Consider the following 16,995-nt stretch of genomic DNA (forward strand, 5'->3'; position numbering starts at 1 on the left):
CGCAGGTCAGCGGGCCTCGTGCGACGCACGTCACACATGTTTCACAGGCTGTTCATGGACGGCTCGCCCGATCAGCCCTCGATGACCTCGCCGTCGATGACGTCCCCGTCCCCCGGGCCCGTGGAACCCATCGCGCGCAGCTTGACCCCGAGCGCGACCAGCGCGACGCCGATGACCACGGCGAAGATCCCGATGATCACGGACATCACCTCGATGGTCCCGCCGGGGTTCGTGAAGCACACGATCGCCAGGGCGACGAAGAGCAGGCCCGAGACCAGGGTCCACAACCAGGACGTCCCGCCACGCGTGCGGATCGCGAACGCCCCGAAGATCTGCAGCAGCCCGAAGACCAGGGCCCAGACCGCGATCAGCGCGAGGACCAGGCCCAGGGCGAGCTCGGGCAGGAACAGCAGCACCGCACCGAAGACGATGGCCACCACGCCGATGCCGACGCTCACCGATCCGGTCTGGCTCCCCCGGCGGCGCATCCCGTCGACGAGCGAGACCAGGCCGTCGACGATCACGAAGACCCCGAACACCTGGACCAGCAGACCCGGCGTCTTGTCCGGCAGCAGGATCGCCAGCAGCCCGAAGGCCACGGCCAGCACCCCACGGATCACCGGCCAGTACCAGATACGTCGCGCGAGCTGGGCGAGATCTGACGGCTGGGCGAAGGTGTAGAAGGTCATCGTCACTCCTGGTGTCTCGACGCGTCCGTAGAATCCTCTGGTGCCCACCACCGATACGCGACCCGGCGGCGCCGTCGACGTGCGCGGCCTGCGCAAGACCTACGGCGGCCGCGACGTCGTCGACGGCCTCGATCTGCAGGCTACCGCCGGAACGGTCACCGCGGTGCTCGGGCCCAACGGGGCCGGCAAGACCACCACCGTCGAGTGCTGTGAAGGGCTGCGCTCCCCCGACGGCGGGACGGTCCGCGTCCTGGGTCTGGACCCCGTGACGGACGCGGCCGCCCTGCGCCCCCGGGTCGGCGTGATGCTGCAGGACGGCGGGCTGCCCACCGGCGTGCGCGCGATGGAGATGCTGCGGCACGTCGCCCGCATGTATGCCGCCCCGCGGGACGTCGACGGGCTCGCCGAACGGCTCGGGCTGCCGGCCTTCGGCCGGACCACGGTGCGGCGCCTGTCCGGCGGGCAACGGCAGCGCCTGGCGCTGGCCGCCGCCGTCGTGGGCCGCCCGGAGGTCGTGTTCCTCGACGAACCGAGCGCGGGGATGGACCCCCAGTCGCGCCACGCGGTCTGGGACCTCGTGCGCGAGCTGCGCGCCGACGGCGTCGCGGTGGTCCTGACCACCCACCTGATGGACGAGGCGGAGGATCTCGCCGACGTCGTCCACGTCGTCGACCACGGTCGTGTCATCGCCTCGGGGAACGTGCCGGACCTGCTCTCGGACGGAACCGCCGGCCGGTCCCCGCGACTGCGCTTCGGGGCGCGACCAGGTCTCCCGGTCGCTGTGCTCGCCACGCACCTCGACGACGCCGCGCCCGACGGCGGATGGACCGTCACGGAGGACGAGCCCGGGGAGTACGTCGTCACCGGACCTGTGCATCCCACCACGCTCACGGCGCTGACCACGTGGCTCGCCCGGCACGACGTCCTGGCCACCCGCATCACCGTGGGGCGCCGCACGCTCGAAGACGTGTTCCTCGACCTCACCGGACGGCACCTGCGATGACCACCTCTCCCTCGGCCGACCCTGCACCCGCCCCGGCTCCGGCCCGACGCCGCATCGCCGCTCAGGCCTCGTTCGAGACCCGCGCGATCCTGCGCAACGGCGAGCAGCTCCTCGTCACCATCGTGGTGCCCGTGCTGCTGCTCGTCGGGCTCGTGCGCACCTCCGTCGTCGACCTCGACACCGGTGGCGTCGCGCGGGTGGACTTCGTGACCCCGGGGATCCTCGCCCTCGCCTGCGTGACGACCGCGTTCACCTCCCAGTCGATCGCCACGGCGTTCGACCGGCGCAACGGGGTGCTGCGCCTGCTGGCCACGACACCGCTCGGGCGCGGCGGGCTGCTGGCCGGGAAGATCCTCGGAGTGCTGTGCGTCGAGGTCGTGCAGGTCGTGGTGATCGGTGCCGTCGCGCTCTCCCTCGGCTGGCAGCCGTCCCTCGCGGGGATCCTGCCCGCCCTCGGGCTCGTCCTCCTGGGCACTGCGGCCTTCACCGCGCTGGCACTGCTGCTCGCCGGCACCCTGCGCGCCGAAGGCGTCCTCGCGGTGGCCAACCTCGTGCTGGTGCTGCTCGTCGTCGGCGGTGGCCTGATCATGGCGCCCTCCGAGCTGCCCGGACCGCTCTCGCACCTCGCCGCGTTCCTGCCCTCGGGCGCGCTCGGCGAAGGACTGCGCGGCGCCTTCCTCGGCACCGGCGTGCCGCCCCTGAGCATCGTCGTCCTGCTGGCCTGGACCGCGGCGTTCGGCGCCGGTGCCGGCAAGCTGTTCCGCTGGCACTGACCCCGGCGACGGTCCCGGGCGCCGCGCGTCCCCTCCACGAGGGCCAATGTCACAGCCGGTGGCCGTCGTCGCGGGCCGGTGGCGCTCCACCGGCCGCTACCGTGGTCCCGTGAGCACGTCAGCGCCCGCCGAACCCACCGGCACCTCGCCCGAGCACGACCGCACCACGGACGACCGGCCCGACCGGCTCGCCCGGTTCCGCGGCTGGACCCGGGCCGTCCTGGTCGCCAACGTCGTGGCCCAGATCGCCATCATCGTCACCGGGGGCGCGGTCAGGCTGACCGCCTCCGGGCTGGGGTGCTCCACGTGGCCGATGTGCGAGCCCGGCCAGTTCACCCCCGTCTTCCACGACGCGGCGACCTTCCACCCGTATGTCGAGTTCGGCAACCGGCTGATGACCGGGGTGCTGTCCGTCATCGCCGTCGCGGTCCTGCTCCTCGTGCTGACCGACCGCCGCCGGTCGGAGACCTACCGGGCGCTGGGCATCGTCCCCCTGGCCGGTGTCGCGCTGCAGGCCGTCATCGGCGGCATCGTCGTCCTGCTCGAGCTGCACCCGGGATGGGTGTCGCTGCACTTCGTCCTCTCGGCCGCCCTGGTGTGGGTCTCCGCCTACCTCTTGCACCGCCACGGTGAGGGGGACGGTGCGCCGGTACCGGTCGGGACACGATCGGTGCGGCGTGCGGGCAGCGTCCTCGGCCTGCTGACCGTCCCGATCGTGGTGCTCGGCGTGATCGTCACCGGTTCCGGCCCGCACTCCGGGGACGCCGACGTCGGCTACCGGCTCGCCGTGGACCCGCTCGCCTTCACGCGCGCGCACGCCTGGACCGTGTGGGTCTTCTGCGGCGTGCTCGCCGCACTGGTCGTGCTGTTGCACCGCCTGCCCGCCGACGGCGTCGTGCTGCGGGCGCGACGCGGCGCCTGGCTGCTCGTGGTGGTCACCCTCGCCCAGGGGGCGATCGGGTACACGCAGTACTTCACCGGCCTGCCCGCGCTGCTGGTGGGCTTCCACATGCTCGGCGCCGGGCTGCTGGTGTGGGCCGCGGCGAACGCGGTGCTGCGGCTGCGCACCCGGGCCTGACCGGCCCGACCGCGACCGGCCCCGCACGGCCGCGGCGTGTCAGGCACGCCGCGGTGTGTCAGGCCGGCAGGTTCCCCCGGCGGTACGGCCACGGCGCCTCCACGGGCCGCAGCGACGTCCAGCCGTCGGCACGGCTCGCGGCAGCCGCCAGGATGCCGACGACGGCCGACGGGTTGTGCAGCCCGCCGGCCAGGACGCGCCCCACCGCCTCGTCCAACGGCACCCAGCGCGTGACGATCTCCGACTCCTCGCCCGTACGCGTGTGACGGTCCGCGTGCGGGACCTCGCGGACGTCGCGGGCCAGGAAGACCCTCAGGGCCTCGTTGCTCGCCCCGGGGGTCGTGGCGAAGTCGACGAGCACGTCCCACCGGCCGGCAGCCAGGTCCGCCTCCTCCGCGAGCTCGCGCACCGCCGCCTCGACGGCAGGCTCGCCGTCGACGTCGAGCAGCCCGGCCGGGATCTCCCACATCTCCGCCCGGACCGGATGGCGGTACTGGCGCAGGAGCAGGACGCGCTCGTCGCCGTCGAGCACCACGACGGCGACGGCACCCGGGTGGTCGAGGTACTCCCTGGTGACGATGCCGGCCTCGCCGAGGTCGACGTCGTCACGGACCAGGTCGAAGATCCGGCCGTCGTGGACGGTGTTCCGTCCCACGACGGCACGGGACGCGACCCGGTCCTCGACCCGGTCCTCGTGCGGCGACCTTCCCGTCACGCCGTCGTGCCCTGCCGGGTCAGCGCCGCGGCCACCAGCCCGGCGAACAACGGGTGCGAGCGCGTGGGGCGTGACTTGAACTCCGGGTGCGCCTGCGTGCTCACGTAGTACGGGTGGACGTCGGCGGGCAGCTCCACGAACTCGACGAGCGTGCCGTCCGGCGAGGTGCCGGAGAACCGCAGCCCGGCCTCCTCGAGCTGGTCACGCACGGCGTTGTTCACCTCGTACCGGTGACGGTGGCGCTCGGTGACCGTCGTGGCCCCGTACGCCTGCGACACCACCGACCCCTCGGCCAGCGCCGCCGGGTAGTCACCCAGACGCATCGTGCCGCCGAGATCGCCGTCGCCGCCCACGATCGCGAGCTGCTCCGCCATCGTCGCGATGACGGGCGTCTTCGTGTCGGGCTCGAACTCCGTGGAGGACGCCTCCGTCAGACCGAGGACGTTGCGGGCGTACTCGATGACCATCGACTGCAGGCCGAGACAGATGCCGAGCGTCGGCACCAGGTTCTCGCGCGCCCAGCGCAGCGCGCCGATCTTGCCGTCGATACCACGCACCCCGAAGCCACCGGGTACCAGGACGGCGTCGACACCCTCGAGCGCATCCTGCGCGCCGGCCGGCGTGCTGCAGTCGTCGGCGGCCACCCAACGGATCGTCACCCGGGTGTCGTTGTCGAACCCGCCGGCGCGCAGCGCCTCGGTGACCGACAGGTAGGCGTCCGGCAGGTCGATGTACTTGCCGACCAGCGCGATCTCGACCTTGTGCTCCGGCTCGTGGACCCGCTCCAGCAACCTGTTCCAGCCACCCCACTCGACGTCGTGGAACGGCAGGTCGAGGCGCCGGACCACATAGGCGTCCAGGCCCTCGGAGTGAAGCACCCGCGGGATGTCGTAGATGCTCGGGGCGTCGGCGGCGTTGACGACGGCCTCGTTGTCGACGTCGCAGGACATCGCGATCTTGCGCTTGATGCTCTCGGGCACCACCCTGTCGGAGCGCAGCACGATCGCGTCGGGCTGGATGCCGATCGAGCGCAGGGCTGCGACGGAGTGCTGCGTGGGCTTCGTCTTGAGCTCACCGGAGGGACCGATGTACGGCACCAGCGACACGTGCAGGAAGAAGCAGTCGTCACGGCCGAGCTCGTGGCGCACCTGGCGCGCCGCCTCGAGGAACGGCTGGGACTCGATGTCGCCGACGGTGCCACCGATCTCGGTGATGATCACGTCGACCTCGGGCCCCGCCTGGTCGCGCATCCGCAGCTTGATCTCGTCGGTGATGTGCGGGATGACCTGCACCGTGTCGCCGAGGTACTCGCCGCGGCGCTCCCTGGCGATGACCCGCGAGTACACCTGACCGGTCGTGACGTTGGAGGACGCCGGCAGTTCGATGTCGAGGAACCGCTCGTAGTGCCCGATGTCCAGGTCGGTCTCGGCGCCGTCCTCGGTGACGAAGACCTCGCCGTGCTGGAAGGGGTTCATCGTGCCCGGATCCACGTTGAGGTAGGGATCGAGCTTCTGCATCGTGACCCGCAGCCCACGGGACCGCAGGAGGCGTCCGAGCGAGGACGCCGTCAGACCCTTGCCGAGGGAGGAGGCCACACCACCCGTCACGAAGATGTGGCGCGTCTGGTGCGTCGCACCGGCGCGGCTGGAGGAGCGGGAGGACGTTCGGTTCACGGTGTCAGCCACGGAACTCCATGCTATCCGAGAGAAGACGCCGCGGCGTCCCGGGCGCGCCCGCGGCGGCGTGGGATGCGGCACAGAGCAGTTCTCAGCGGCGCAGCAGCCGGCGCCCGACGGTCGCGAGGCGCGCGCGCACCGCCGTGTCGGTGAGTCCCGCCACGACCACGACCACGACCATCGCGACCGCACCCGCGAGCAGGCCCAGGCCGACGTCGGTCGCGAAGGCGCCCACCTCGAACGGGGTCTCGACCGGTGTCCCGTGCGCTCCCGTCGCCACCGCCCGGTCCACGACGGGGACGGGCCACCGCCCGGCCACCGCGCCCGCCGCCCCTGCGACGACGGCGACGGCGACGGTCCGAAGAACACCCGACAGCGCCGCAGCACCGACCGCGCGACGGACGGCCAGCAGCAGCGCCCCTCCTGCGACGGTCATCCCCACGGTCGTCGCACCACCGAGCCACGCCAGGACCTGCGTCTGCGTCGAACCGCTCGCCGGGACATGGTCGGCGAAGACGGGGATGGCGAGCATCACCCCGACGATGACCACCAGCCACCCGCCGGCGGTCGCGACGACGGCAGCCCTCGCCGCACCGACCGCGTACAGCAACCGTGAGAGCTGCAGGATCAGCGCGTACCCGAGCAGGCCGGGAGCCATCCAGGTCAGAGCGGCCGCCAGGCCGTCGGCGTCACCGTTCGCCACGCCGTCGAACACGTTCTGCACGAGCGGCGCCGCGGCCACCAGCGCGGCCGCTCCTGCCGCCGAGACCACCACCAGGACCCGGGTCGTGGACGACACCAGCCGCGCCAGGTCGTCGCGGCGACCCTGCGCGGCCAGCTCGGCGAACCGGGGGAAGGCGCTCGTCGCGATGGGGAACGCCAGCACCGCGTAGGGCAGGAAGTAGACGTTCTGGGCGTACAGGAAGATCGTCCACGTGCTGTCACCGCCCGCCTCGTTGCCGGCCTTCATCGTGGCGAGCAGGGCGAGCTGCTGGGCGACCAGCGCTCCGAGCCCCGCGGAGGCGAGCCGCGCCGCCCGACGCCCCTCGCCGGCGGGGAACCTCAAGGTGGGGCGCAGACGCAGCCCGGTCCGCAGCACGGGCACCACGAGCGGCAGCGCGAGGAACGCCACGCCTGCGGTCATCCCCCAGGCCAGCCAGCCCAGCGCTTGCGAGCTGAGCTCGGCCACGTCCTGCTGGTTGCCCTCGGCCAACGCACCGAAACGTGCGTAGACCCCGATGACCACGAGGCTCGAGACCAGCGGCGAGAAGGCCGGCCAGAAGAACCGGTTGTGCGCCTGGAGCATCCCGCCGAGGACCACGGCGACGCCGTACAACGGCACCTGCACCGCGAAGACACGCAGGAAGTCCGCGGCGACGGCGACGTTCACCGGGTCGTTGAGCCCGGTCAGACGGACGAGCGGGTCGGCGAGCAGCGCCACCAGTCCGCCCAGGGGCACCAGCACCACGAGAGTCCAGCCGAGCAGCGCGGAAGCGGTCCGGGACGCGTTGACGCGGTCCCCCCGCACGAGGAACCCTGACAGCAGGGGCACGACCGACCCGGCGAGCGCTCCGCCGGCAGCCACCTCGAACAGGACGTTCGGCAGGAAGTTCGCGGCATTGAGGGGACCGTCCACTCCCCCCGTCCCGACGTAGTGCGCCTGGGCGAGCCACCGACCGAACCCGACGACCCTGCTCGCCAGCGTCACGACGGTGATGAGCACCGCCGCGCCGGCGATCGTGGTGACGGCCCGCCGGCCGCCGGGCCGGCTCACCCCGCGGGATCCTCGCCAGGAGCGAGGGCGGCGCCGCCCTCCTCGACCTCGGCGGCCGCCGGGACGGGACGACGGCCTACCTGGTCCAGCGTGCGCAGCCACGGCGTCCGGTCGATCACCGCCGAGAAGCTGACCCGCTCGGACGCCAACGTCAGCCCCACGACCGCGGCCAGGGCCACGACGCGCACGGTGCGTGGGGCACCGAGCGCCCAGCAGGTCCCGACATAGGCGCCCAGGGCGTTCGCCCCACCGTCGCCGAGCATGTCCCGCTCCGCGAGGTCCTCGGGAGCGGCAGCAGCTGCCGCGCCGAGCAACGCTCCTGTCGCGCCACCACCGTGGGCCGCCGCGACGGGTGCCGCGAGCAAGGCCGAAGCCTTGAGCGCCCGCCCGGGCCTCAAGTCCAGCAGATTGACGAGGTTCGCTGCCCCGGCGATCAAGGCACCGTTCACCGCGACGTCGAGCGCTCGGCCGGCCCCGCCACCGTGCCGTGGCGTGCCCACGGCAGCAGCGGCCAGCGACGACGCACCGATGCCCACCACCTTCAGCCCGCCGGTGGTGAGCCGGCCACGGGCGAGCGCCCCCAGATGTCCGCGCAGGCCCTTCGTGCGCGTGGACGTGTCCTCCGCCAGATCGTCGAGCACCCCCAGCGCCCCCGCCCCGGCACACGCCAGCGCGACGGCGGTCCGGACCCGAGGGGGGCCTCCCGAGACCGCAGCCCCCGCGACCAGTCCGGCGGCCACCGCGGGCCCCTCCAGCATCGAGACAGGCTCACCGCCATGGTTGGTCCGCGTCCATCTCTCCGCGCCACCCGGCGGGCCTGCCTGCAGGACGCGCCGCGCAGCCGCCGTCACCGCTGCGGCGACCACCCCGGCAGCGGCGAACCGCCCGACGCCCATCAGGCGTCCCCGTCGTCGTCGACGCCGGCCTCGTCCTCGCTGTCACCGGCCCCGCTGTCACCGGCCTCGTCCTCGTCGTCAGGCAGCTCGACGACCGGCGGCACCACGACCGCGTCCGGCTCGAACCCGAAGTGCCCCCCTTCGTCGGCGAGCTGTGCCGCCGCCGCCAGCGGGACGTTCAGGCGCATCACGGCACGCTCGGTCCCGCTGATCGTCGTCACGAGCGCCGCGAGGTCCTCGTCGGCACGGACGTCGGCGACGATGCCTCCGTCCCCGGTCGTCGGTCCCGCCACCACGACGTCGTGCGCGCTCTCCTGCAGCCCCGCGACCAGGGCGACGACGTCGACGTCCTCGCCCTGCTCGCTCGCACCCGTCGTCGCGGCCTCCGTGACCGGTGCGCCACCGAGCAGGAGCACCACGTCAGCGGGCCCCGAGGGCTCGAACCGCGACTCGACGAGACCCACGCGCGACAAGAGCTCGTACAGCTCCACCGAGCGGTCGCTCCGCACCGAGTCGCCCTGCGCACCGGTCTCGGTCAACGCCAGGCCCAGGGCCGCACCGAGCACACCCGCGGTGGTCGTCTCCTCGTCGATCATGTCCTCGAGCTGCTCACGCTGCCCGTCGGCCACCGTGCCCCGCAGCACCGCGTCGTCCACCGAGGTCCACGACTCCGTCAACGACGCCTGGGCCACGATGCGGGCACCTGCGGCCTCCAGCTGGTTGACGATGTCGGCCTCGACAGCGTCCGTCACCTCCTCGGCGTCGACGACGGCGACGGTGACGCCGTCGAGCGAGCCGTCGACCAGCTCCGCCCCCGCGGCGAGCGCGTAGGCGTTCTGGTCCGACAGCTCGGACTCGGTCTCGAGGAGGCTCTCGCGCAGCTCCGTGCGCTCCGCCCGCAACGCCTCCACCTGGTCGGTGAGCTGGTCACCGATCGCGTTCTGCAACGGACCTGCTCCGAGGATGATGCCGACCGCGAGCGCGAGGAACACAGAGATCAGCGAGACGAGGTGGTAGCGGAAGTCGATCACGGCGTGCGGGTGCTCCTTGGTTCAGTGGTGGTCGCTGAGGTGTCAGCCGCCGAAGAGGCTACCGACCCACGAGACGATGTCGTCGAGCTGCGCACCCACCAGACCGAAAGCGGTCTGACCGGCCGCCGTCGACCACAACGCCGCGACGACGGCGGCCACGCCTGCCAGCGACAGCAGCGTCAGCTGCAGGTTCGAGATGCGGGTGCGGTACAGCCGCGAGACGCCCTTGGCGTCGACGAGCTTGCCGCCGACCCGCAGCCTGGTGAGGAAGGTGCTCGCCATGCCGGCCCGCCCCTTGTCGAGGAACTCGACGAGCGTGGCGTGCGTCCCGACCGCGACGATCAGCTCGGCGTCCTTGTCGTCGGCGAGCAACATGGCGATGTCCTCGCTGGTGCCTGTCGCCGGGAAGACCACCGGGTCGACGCCGAGCGCCCGCACCCGCTCGAGACCCGGGGCGTCCCCCGTGCGATAGGCGTGGACCACGATCTCCGCGCCACAGCTCAGCGCCTTGTCCGAGACCGAGTCCATGTCGCCGACGATCATGTCGGGACGCCACCCGGCGTCGAGGATCGCATCGGCACCGCCGTCGACGCCCACCAGCACCGGGCGGTTCTCCTGGATGTAGGACCGAAGCATCGCCAGGTCCTCTCGATAGTGATAGCCACGCACCACGATCAGGACGTGCCGTCCTGCGAACCGGGTGCGCACGTCCGGGACACCGACGCCGTCGAGCAGCAGGTCCCGCTCGCGCCGGAGGTACGTCATGGTGTTCTCGGCGAACCGCTCGATCTCGTCGGACAACCCGTCGCGAGCCTCTGCAAGCGCTGTCTCCACCGTCTCGGGCGTCTGCCGCGCGCCGGTCGCCCACGGCTTGCCCTCGACCAGCACCGTCGCGTCGTCGATCGTGACCCTGGCCCCCTCGGGCAGATCCATCACCGTAGCTCCGAGGCCGTCGACCAGCACGATGCCCGCCTCGAGCAGGATCCCCGGACCTGCGTTCGGGTAGCGGCCGGTGGTCGACGCCGCGGCGTTCAGCACCGCGGAGGGCCGTGCGGCCACCAGCGCCTCGGCGGCGACACGGTCGATGTCGGCATGGTCGATGACGGCGACGTCCCCGGCGGACAGCCGCTTGGTCAGGTCCTTCGTCCGCGCGCCGACACGCGCCGGACCGCAGTACTCGGACGCGTCGTCGTTGGTGTCAGGGGCACGCTCGGCCCGGCGCAGGGTCAGTCTCATCGGCCCTATCGTCCCACGGCCGAGGACTCGAGAAGCTCGAGCGCGTGCTGACGTGCGGTCTCGGACTCGTCCTGCCCGGACAGCATGCGGGCGAGCTCCCGGACCCGCTCGTCATCGTCGACGGCGCGGACGCCCGTGACGGTGGCGTCGCCGTCCACGGCGGACTTCGTCACCACCAGGTGGGTGTCACCGAACGCGGCCACCTGTGCGAGATGCGTCACGACGACCACCTGGGTGCTGCGCGCCAACGAGGCGAGCCGGCGACCGACCTCGACGGCGGCCCGCCCGCCGACCCCGGCGTCGACCTCGTCGAAGACGAAGGTGGGGAGGACCGAGCCGGCCTCGTCGTCGGAAGCCGTGGCGAGCGCCACCTCGACCGCCAGCATCACCCGCGAGAGCTCACCGCCCGAGGCTCCCTTGCCGAGAGGTCGGGCCGGCGCGCCAGGATGCGGCACGAGCAGGAACGCCACGTGGTCGGCACCGGCCGGGCCGGGGTCGGAGTCGGTCACCTCGATCTCCAGTCGTGCCCCGCGCATCGCCAGGCCCGACAGCTCGGCGGTGACCGCTTCGGAAAGCCGGACGGCGGCGGACCGGCGTCCGGCGGTGAGCCGGGCGGCGAGGCTCGCGACCTGCTCGTCGAGCTCCGCGACACGAGCGCGCATCGCCTCGACCCTGTCACCGCCGTCGTCCAGGTCGAGCAGCCGGAGCCCGGCGTCGGAGGCCCACTGCAGCGCCTCGTCGACCGTGCTGCCGTAGCTCCGGGTCAACGCCCCGAGCTCGGCGAGTCGGGTGTGCGCCGCCTCCAGCGCGGCAGGGTCGGCCTGGAGATCGGCGACATACCCCGACAGCTCCGTGGCGACGTCGCCGAGCAGGTAGCCCGCCTCCGCCAGGCGCTTCGCCTGCTCGCCGAGCGCCGGGTCGTCGGCGGCGGCCCCCTCGAGCGAACGCCGGGCCTGCTCCACCGCGTGCACCGCGGACCCTTCGGTCTCCATGTCCTCGCCGGCGACGGCGTCGTGCGCGATCTGAGCGGCCTGGCGCAGCTGCTCGGCGTTGCCCAGCCGCGCCACGAGCGCGCCGAGCTCGACGTCCTCGCCGGGCTGAGGGTCGACCCGTTCCACCTCGGCGAGCCCGAGCCGGAGGAGCTCGGCCTCCCGAGCCCGCTCGGCCGCCCGAGCGGTCAGGTCGTCGATCTCGGACTGCAGTCCCGCTCGCTCGGCCCATGCCGCGCGATGGTCGGCGAGCAGACCTGCGTGGGCGGCACCAGCGAACCGGTCCAAGGCTGTGCGCTGCTTGCCCGGTGTGCGCAGGCGCAGCTGCTCCGACTGGCCGTGGACGGTGACGAGGTCGGCCGCGATCTCGGCGAGGACACCCTGCGGGACACCACGGCCGCCGAGATGGGCGCGGGACCGACCTTGCGCGACGGTCCGCAGCACGACCACGGTGCCGTCGTCGTCGACCGCGCCCCCGGCGTCGTCGACCCGGTGCGCGGCCTGTGGGTGGCGGGTGAGGTCCCACCGGCCCTCCACCACGGCGCGCTCCGCACCTGGTCGGACGGCCCCGGGGTCAGCCTTGCCGCCCATCAGCAGGCCGAGACCGGTCAGCACCATGGTCTTGCCGGCACCGGTCTCTCCGGTGATGACCGTCAGTCCCGAGGCCAGCGGCACCCGTGCGGTCCGGATGACTCCGAGATCCTCGATCGCGATCTCCTCGAGCACCCTCATCCCTCCTTGTCGTGCTCGTCCGCGGCCGACCGGGCCGCACGGCGGGCTGCTGCGTCGTCCGCCGCCTCGCGCCACCCGATGACGGGCAGGTTGAACTTCGAGACGAGCCGGTCGCTGAAGGGGGCGTGCACCAGCCGTGCGAACCGCAACGGGTCCGTGCCACGGCGCACCTGGACCCGTGACCCCACCGGGAGATCGATGCTGCGACGCCCGTCGCACGTCAGCACGCCCGGCAGCGGGCTCCTGTCGAGCACGTCGATCGTGTACTCCGACCGTGGCCCGATGACGAGCGGCCGCGAGAACAGCGCGTGCGCGGACAACGGGACCAGCAGCACCGCGTCGACGTCCGGCCACAGGACGGGGCCTCCGGCGGAGAACGCGTGCGCCGTCGATCCTGTGGCCGTCGCGATCACCACGCCGTCGCACCCGAACGAGCTGACGGGACGGTCGTCGACGGCGACAGCCACCTCGATCATCCGGTCCCGCTGCGCCTTCTCCACCGTGGCCTCGTTCAACGCCCAGCCCGTGACCGGCTCGTCCTCCCCCGGACGGTGCACGACGACGTCGACGACGCTGCGCTCCTCCACCACGTACTCACGAGCCGCCACCCGCCGGACGGCGTCGTGCAGGTTCTCGCGCTCCGACTCGGCGAGGAAGCCCACGTGCCCCAGGTTGACGCCCAGCAGCGGCACGTCCGTGCCGTGGGTGAGTTCCGCCGCCCGCAGGATCGTGCCATCTCCACCGAGGACCATGACGATCTCGGACTCGCTCACGCCTTCCCTCGCCCGCGCGGCGGCCATCTCGTCACCGAAGGTCTCCGCGAGGTCGTCGTCGTGCAGAGCCACCTCGAAACCGGCTCTCTCCAGCTCGTCGACGGCCTCGGACATCGCCGCCACGGCCTGCGGACGTCCGCCGTGCGTGACGATCAGCACGCGACGGGTCATGCGGCACCTCCGTAGATGTCCGTCGGGACCAACGCGACGGGCGGGAGCATAGCGTCCGGCCGCCAGGCCACGGCGGTCCGCGCCGCGATCTCGAGCGCCTCGGTCGCGTGCGCGGCGAGATCGGTCGACGCTGCGCCGCTGCTGCTCACCCAGCAGAAGTACTCCCGGTTGCCGCTCGGCCCGGGCAACGCGCTCGGTACGACGGCGTGCACCGAGAGCCCGGCGGCCATCGCGGCCCGTCCGACGCCCACCACCGACTCGACGTGCAGTGCGAGGTCTCGGACCACGCCGCCACTGCCGAGACGGTCTCGCCCGACCTCGAACTGCGGTTTGACGAGCAGCAGCGCCTGCGAACCATCGGACATCACGCCCGAGAGCGCCGGCAGCACCAGCCGCAGGGAGATGAACGACAGGTCCCCGACCACCACGTCGGGTGCCGCGTCCAGGTCGTCGAGCGTCAGGTGCCGCACGTTGCAGCCTTCTCGCACCGTCACCCGGGGGTCCGCCCGCAGCGCGGGGACCATCTGGTCGTGGCCGACGTCGACCGCGGTGACATGTGCGGCGCCGCGCCGCAGCAGCACGTCCGTGAACCCGCCGGTCGAAGCACCGAGGTCGAGGCAGACCGCGCCGGGCACGCGATCGCTCACCACTCGTCCGTACGGGTCGCCGGCCAGCCCGTCGAGCGCCCCGGCCAGCTTCTCACCGGCGCGCGACGCGTAACCGGGTTCGTCGGGGTCGGCCTCGACGGTGACGTCTTGCCCGGGAGAGACCGGCGACGACGGCTTGCGCACCGCCGCGCCGTCCACGCGGACGCGGCCGGCCGCCACGAGAGCCGAGGCATGCTTGCGCGACCGGGCCAAGCCGCGCCGCACGAGCTCGGCGTCGGCACGCTGGGCCATCAGTCACCCGCCCCGTCGTCCGTCGCCCTGCTGTCGAGCTGCGCACTGAGCCCGTCGTACACAGCCTGGAACCGGGCGACGTGCTCGTCGGTCGGCAGATCGTCGAGACCGACGAGCGGCGCCAGCACGGAGTCAGAGGCGCGCTGCTCCTGCGCGTCGTGCGGCATGTCCCCTCCTCGCTGGTCGTCGGTCCGTGACCACGCTACCTGGTGGGTGCGACGGCCCCGCCGAGGCAGGGCCGTCGACCGGTCGGTCGACGTCTCAGGCCCCCAGGTCCGGTACCCCGGAGGGGTGGAGCGCAGCACCGGCGTCGGCCGCCGCCCAGGCCGCGGCGCACGCAGCCCGCACGCCGTCGATGCCGGACAGCTCCGAGCCGTCGAGCTCGAGCGTGCCGTCGACCACACGGGCGGCCCGCTCACCGCACCGCCACCAGCCGCCCTCGGAGAACGGTCGGGGGTGCGGCCCGAGCAACGCCCTCAGGTCGGCACCGATGTAGTGCGGACGCAGGCCCGGCTCAGCGAGGACGGCGTCCCGCGCGCTGGAGACCCCGGTCAGGACGTGCAGCCCCGGGTAGCCCCCGGCGCGCGCACCGGCGAGATCGGTGTCCAGGCGATCACCGATCACGAGCGGGCGCTGCGCGGCACGCCGCGCCACCGCCATGTCGTACATCGCCGGCGACGGCTTGCCGGCGCTCGCCGGCTGGACGCCGGTCGCCGCGACGACAGCACCGACCAACGCTCCGTTGCCCGGGGCGAAACCGCGGGCCGTCGGCAAGGACATGTCGCGGTTGCTGGCCACGAACCATGCGCCGCCGGCGACCGCGTAGGCGGCCTCGGCGAGGTCGCTCCAGCCGAGCTCGGGCGCGAACCCCTGCGCGACGGCCTCGGGGGCGTCGTCGGCCGAGGACACCACCTCGAAGCCGGCCTCCCGCACCGCCGTGACCAGGCCACGGCCACCGATCACCAAGACTCTCGCACCGGACGCGAGGCGAGTGGTGAGGACCTGCGCACACGCCTGTGCGGCCGTCATCACCTCGTCAGGTTCGGTGGGGATGGACAGGCTGCTGAGCTGGCTCGCGACGTCCTCGGGCTCACGCGACGCGTTGTTGGTCACGAACATCAGGCGCAACCCGCGGCGCCGCGCCTCGTCGAGGGACTCGGCTGCGTGAGCGATCGGCAGGTGTCCCTGGTAGGCAACACCGTCCAGGTCCACGAGCGCGAGATCGTGCGCGTCCGCCAGCGGGATCTCGCTGCCGAGAAGGCCTGCGGTCACGCCTCGTCCTCGTCGGTGTCCGCCGTCTCGTCGAAGACGTCGTAGACGACGTAGTCCTCGTCATCCTCCCCGGCACCGAGCGCACGTCCCAGGGCTTCGGGGTCGACACCGGCGAGCACCTCCGCCGCTGCCTCGGGACGACCGGCCGCCTCCAGCGCGACCGCCCGCGCCTGGAGGACTCGCAGCCCGAGATCCCCTTGGCGCTCGGATGCCGGGATGCGGTCGAGTGCCGTCAACGCCGCGTCATGGTCACCCAGGTCGCTCCGTGCGCCGCTGACCACGATGGCGAGCTCCGTCCGGGCCTCGGCCTCCAGGGTGGAGGCTTCCTCGGACTGCGCCAACGCGATCGCGCGCTCAGGGCGCCCCAGGCCACGTTCCGCGTCCGCCATGAGCGGCAGGTGCTCCGAGGAGCCGTTCAGACGCCGCACGGTGCGCAGCTCACGGAGCGCTTCCGCATACCGGCCGGTGCGATACGCCGCGATCCCTGCAGCCTCGCGTACCACGTCGATACGACCGGCACGTCGGACCGCCGCCTGCGCATGCAGGTACGCCTGCTCCGGATCAGTGTCGAGGAGGCGCCCGGCCATCACCAGGTGTGCGCCCACGCCCTCCGCGTTGTCCTTGCTGAGCCCGCGCAGACGAGCCCGCGCCTCCTTGTTGAGCTGGCGGGAGTCGACGCCCTCCGGGATCTCGGGGTCCGGCACGCGATCCGGGTCACGAGGGCGCTCCGGGCGATCCTTGCCCGACGCTCGCTGCTGACCGCCACGTGGGCCGTACGCTCCGCCGCGCGCCCCGCTGTGCCGGTCGTCGCGCCGACCCCGGTCACCACCGTGGGCACCGTCCCGACCTCCCTTGCCACCGCGGGCAGAGCCCGCACGACCGCCGCTGCGCTCACTCCCACGGGACTCCGACGCATCTCGACGAGGCCCCTCGCGCCGCGCGCCCTGCGCTCGCCCGCTCGCAGCACCCGGCTGGCCGTCCCGCTGGCGACGCGGTCCGCCCTCACCCGAGCTCGAGCGCTGCGGACGCCGGGATGCGCCGTCCTCGCGGTCACGACGGTCCTCGCGCGGCGTGTCGTTCACGGTCGTCCTCTCGTTCCAGGTCAGTGAGAGATTCTCCCACGTGTCGCCGGCAGGTGTGGTGGATGCAGTCAGGCCCCCCGCACCGTGTGGTGTGGGGGGCCTGGCTGTGAAGGGTGTCCGGCGGCGTCCTACTCTCCCACCCCGTCTCCAGGGCAGTACCATCGGCGCTGAAGGGCTGAGCTTCCGGGTTCGGTATGGGACCGGGC

General features: G+C 72.9%; 16 protein-coding genes and 1 rRNA gene. 3 read left to right on the forward strand and 14 right to left on the reverse strand.

The genetic code is table 11. The annotated features are described in order from the left end of the window. Window positions 1–71: 71 nt before the first annotated feature. Window positions 72–689: an HdeD family acid-resistance protein gene (locus tag HDG69_RS14650; protein ID WP_171784549.1), complete on the reverse strand. Its 618-nt coding sequence runs from the start codon at window positions 687–689 to the stop codon at window positions 72–74. A 40-nt stretch (window positions 690–729) separates the two neighbouring features. On the opposite strand from HDG69_RS14650, the gene HDG69_RS14655 reads away from it, so the two are divergent. The 3 genes from HDG69_RS14655 to HDG69_RS14665 all read left to right on the forward strand — a co-directional run bounded on the left by HDG69_RS14655 (window position 730) and on the right by HDG69_RS14665 (window position 3,543). After that, window positions 730–1,692, forward strand: coding sequence for an ATP-binding cassette domain-containing protein (locus HDG69_RS14655; protein WP_171784550.1), 963 nt, complete (start codon window positions 730–732; stop codon window positions 1,690–1,692). After that, complete coding sequence (locus HDG69_RS14660) at window positions 1,689–2,465, forward strand: ABC transporter permease (protein WP_171784551.1); 777 nt, start codon at window positions 1,689–1,691, stop codon at window positions 2,463–2,465. The genes HDG69_RS14655 and HDG69_RS14660 overlap by 4 nt, the downstream gene beginning before the upstream one ends. A gap of 109 nt (window positions 2,466–2,574) precedes the next feature. Next, window positions 2,575–3,543: a COX15/CtaA family protein gene (locus tag HDG69_RS14665; RefSeq protein ID WP_343036452.1), complete on the forward strand. Its 969-nt coding sequence runs from the start codon at window positions 2,575–2,577 to the stop codon at window positions 3,541–3,543. A gap of 58 nt (window positions 3,544–3,601) precedes the next feature. Here the strand turns inward: HDG69_RS14665 and HDG69_RS14670 are convergent, their stop codons facing one another. The 13 genes from HDG69_RS14670 to rrf all read right to left on the reverse strand — a co-directional run. Beyond that, a complete protein-coding gene (locus HDG69_RS14670) occupies window positions 3,602–4,198 on the reverse strand; it encodes an NUDIX domain-containing protein (RefSeq protein ID WP_343036453.1) in 597 nt (198 codons plus the stop codon). 56 nt (window positions 4,199–4,254) lie between these two features. Continuing rightward, window positions 4,255–5,943: a CTP synthase gene (gene pyrG / locus HDG69_RS14675; RefSeq protein WP_171784554.1), complete on the reverse strand. Its 1,689-nt coding sequence runs from the start codon at window positions 5,941–5,943 to the stop codon at window positions 4,255–4,257. A gap of 82 nt (window positions 5,944–6,025) precedes the next feature. Continuing rightward, window positions 6,026–7,708, reverse strand: coding sequence for a lipid II flippase MurJ (murJ, locus tag HDG69_RS14680; protein WP_171784555.1), 1,683 nt, complete (start codon window positions 7,706–7,708; stop codon window positions 6,026–6,028). Next, window positions 7,705–8,604: a hypothetical protein gene (locus tag HDG69_RS14685; protein WP_171784556.1), complete on the reverse strand. Its 900-nt coding sequence runs from the start codon at window positions 8,602–8,604 to the stop codon at window positions 7,705–7,707. Before HDG69_RS14685 ends, murJ begins: the two co-directional genes overlap by 4 nt. Continuing rightward, on the reverse strand, window positions 8,604–9,635 hold the full coding sequence (locus HDG69_RS14690; protein WP_171784557.1) for a copper transporter: 1,032 nt from the start codon (window positions 9,633–9,635) through the stop codon (window positions 8,604–8,606). Before HDG69_RS14690 ends, HDG69_RS14685 begins: the two co-directional genes overlap by 1 nt. Before the next feature lie 42 nt (window positions 9,636–9,677). After that, the gene (gene steA, locus HDG69_RS14695; RefSeq protein WP_171784558.1) at window positions 9,678–10,871 is read right to left on the reverse strand and encodes a putative cytokinetic ring protein SteA; all 1,194 of its coding nucleotides are present in this window, start codon (window positions 10,869–10,871) and stop codon (window positions 9,678–9,680) included. A gap of 5 nt (window positions 10,872–10,876) precedes the next feature. Continuing rightward, the gene (recN, locus tag HDG69_RS14700) at window positions 10,877–12,586 is read right to left on the reverse strand and encodes a DNA repair protein RecN (RefSeq protein ID WP_171784608.1); all 1,710 of its coding nucleotides are present in this window, start codon (window positions 12,584–12,586) and stop codon (window positions 10,877–10,879) included. 2 nt (window positions 12,587–12,588) lie between these two features. Next, the gene (locus HDG69_RS14705) at window positions 12,589–13,536 is read right to left on the reverse strand and encodes an NAD kinase (protein WP_171784559.1); all 948 of its coding nucleotides are present in this window, start codon (window positions 13,534–13,536) and stop codon (window positions 12,589–12,591) included. Further along, entirely contained in the window at window positions 13,533–14,435 is a 903-nt protein-coding gene (locus HDG69_RS14710; RefSeq protein WP_171784560.1) for a TlyA family RNA methyltransferase, read from the reverse strand. The genes HDG69_RS14705 and HDG69_RS14710 overlap by 4 nt, the downstream gene beginning before the upstream one ends. After that, window positions 14,435–14,602 (reverse strand): hypothetical protein, encoded by a 168-nt coding sequence (locus HDG69_RS14715; protein ID WP_171784561.1) that lies wholly within the window; start codon window positions 14,600–14,602, stop codon window positions 14,435–14,437. The genes HDG69_RS14710 and HDG69_RS14715 overlap by 1 nt, the downstream gene beginning before the upstream one ends. A 94-nt stretch (window positions 14,603–14,696) precedes the next feature. Continuing rightward, complete coding sequence (locus HDG69_RS14720; protein WP_171784562.1) at window positions 14,697–15,707, reverse strand: HAD-IIA family hydrolase; 1,011 nt, start codon at window positions 15,705–15,707, stop codon at window positions 14,697–14,699. Further along, window positions 15,704–16,411 (reverse strand): tetratricopeptide repeat protein, encoded by a 708-nt coding sequence (locus HDG69_RS14725; protein ID WP_343036454.1) that lies wholly within the window; start codon window positions 16,409–16,411, stop codon window positions 15,704–15,706. The genes HDG69_RS14720 and HDG69_RS14725 overlap by 4 nt, the downstream gene beginning before the upstream one ends. Window positions 16,412–16,904: 493 nt before the next feature. Then, window positions 16,905–16,995 (reverse strand): 5S ribosomal RNA (rrf, locus tag HDG69_RS14730); the annotation flags it as partial.

Source organism: Isoptericola halotolerans (assembly GCF_013149785.1).
GTDB lineage: Bacteria > Actinomycetota > Actinomycetes > Actinomycetales > Cellulomonadaceae > Isoptericola > Isoptericola halotolerans.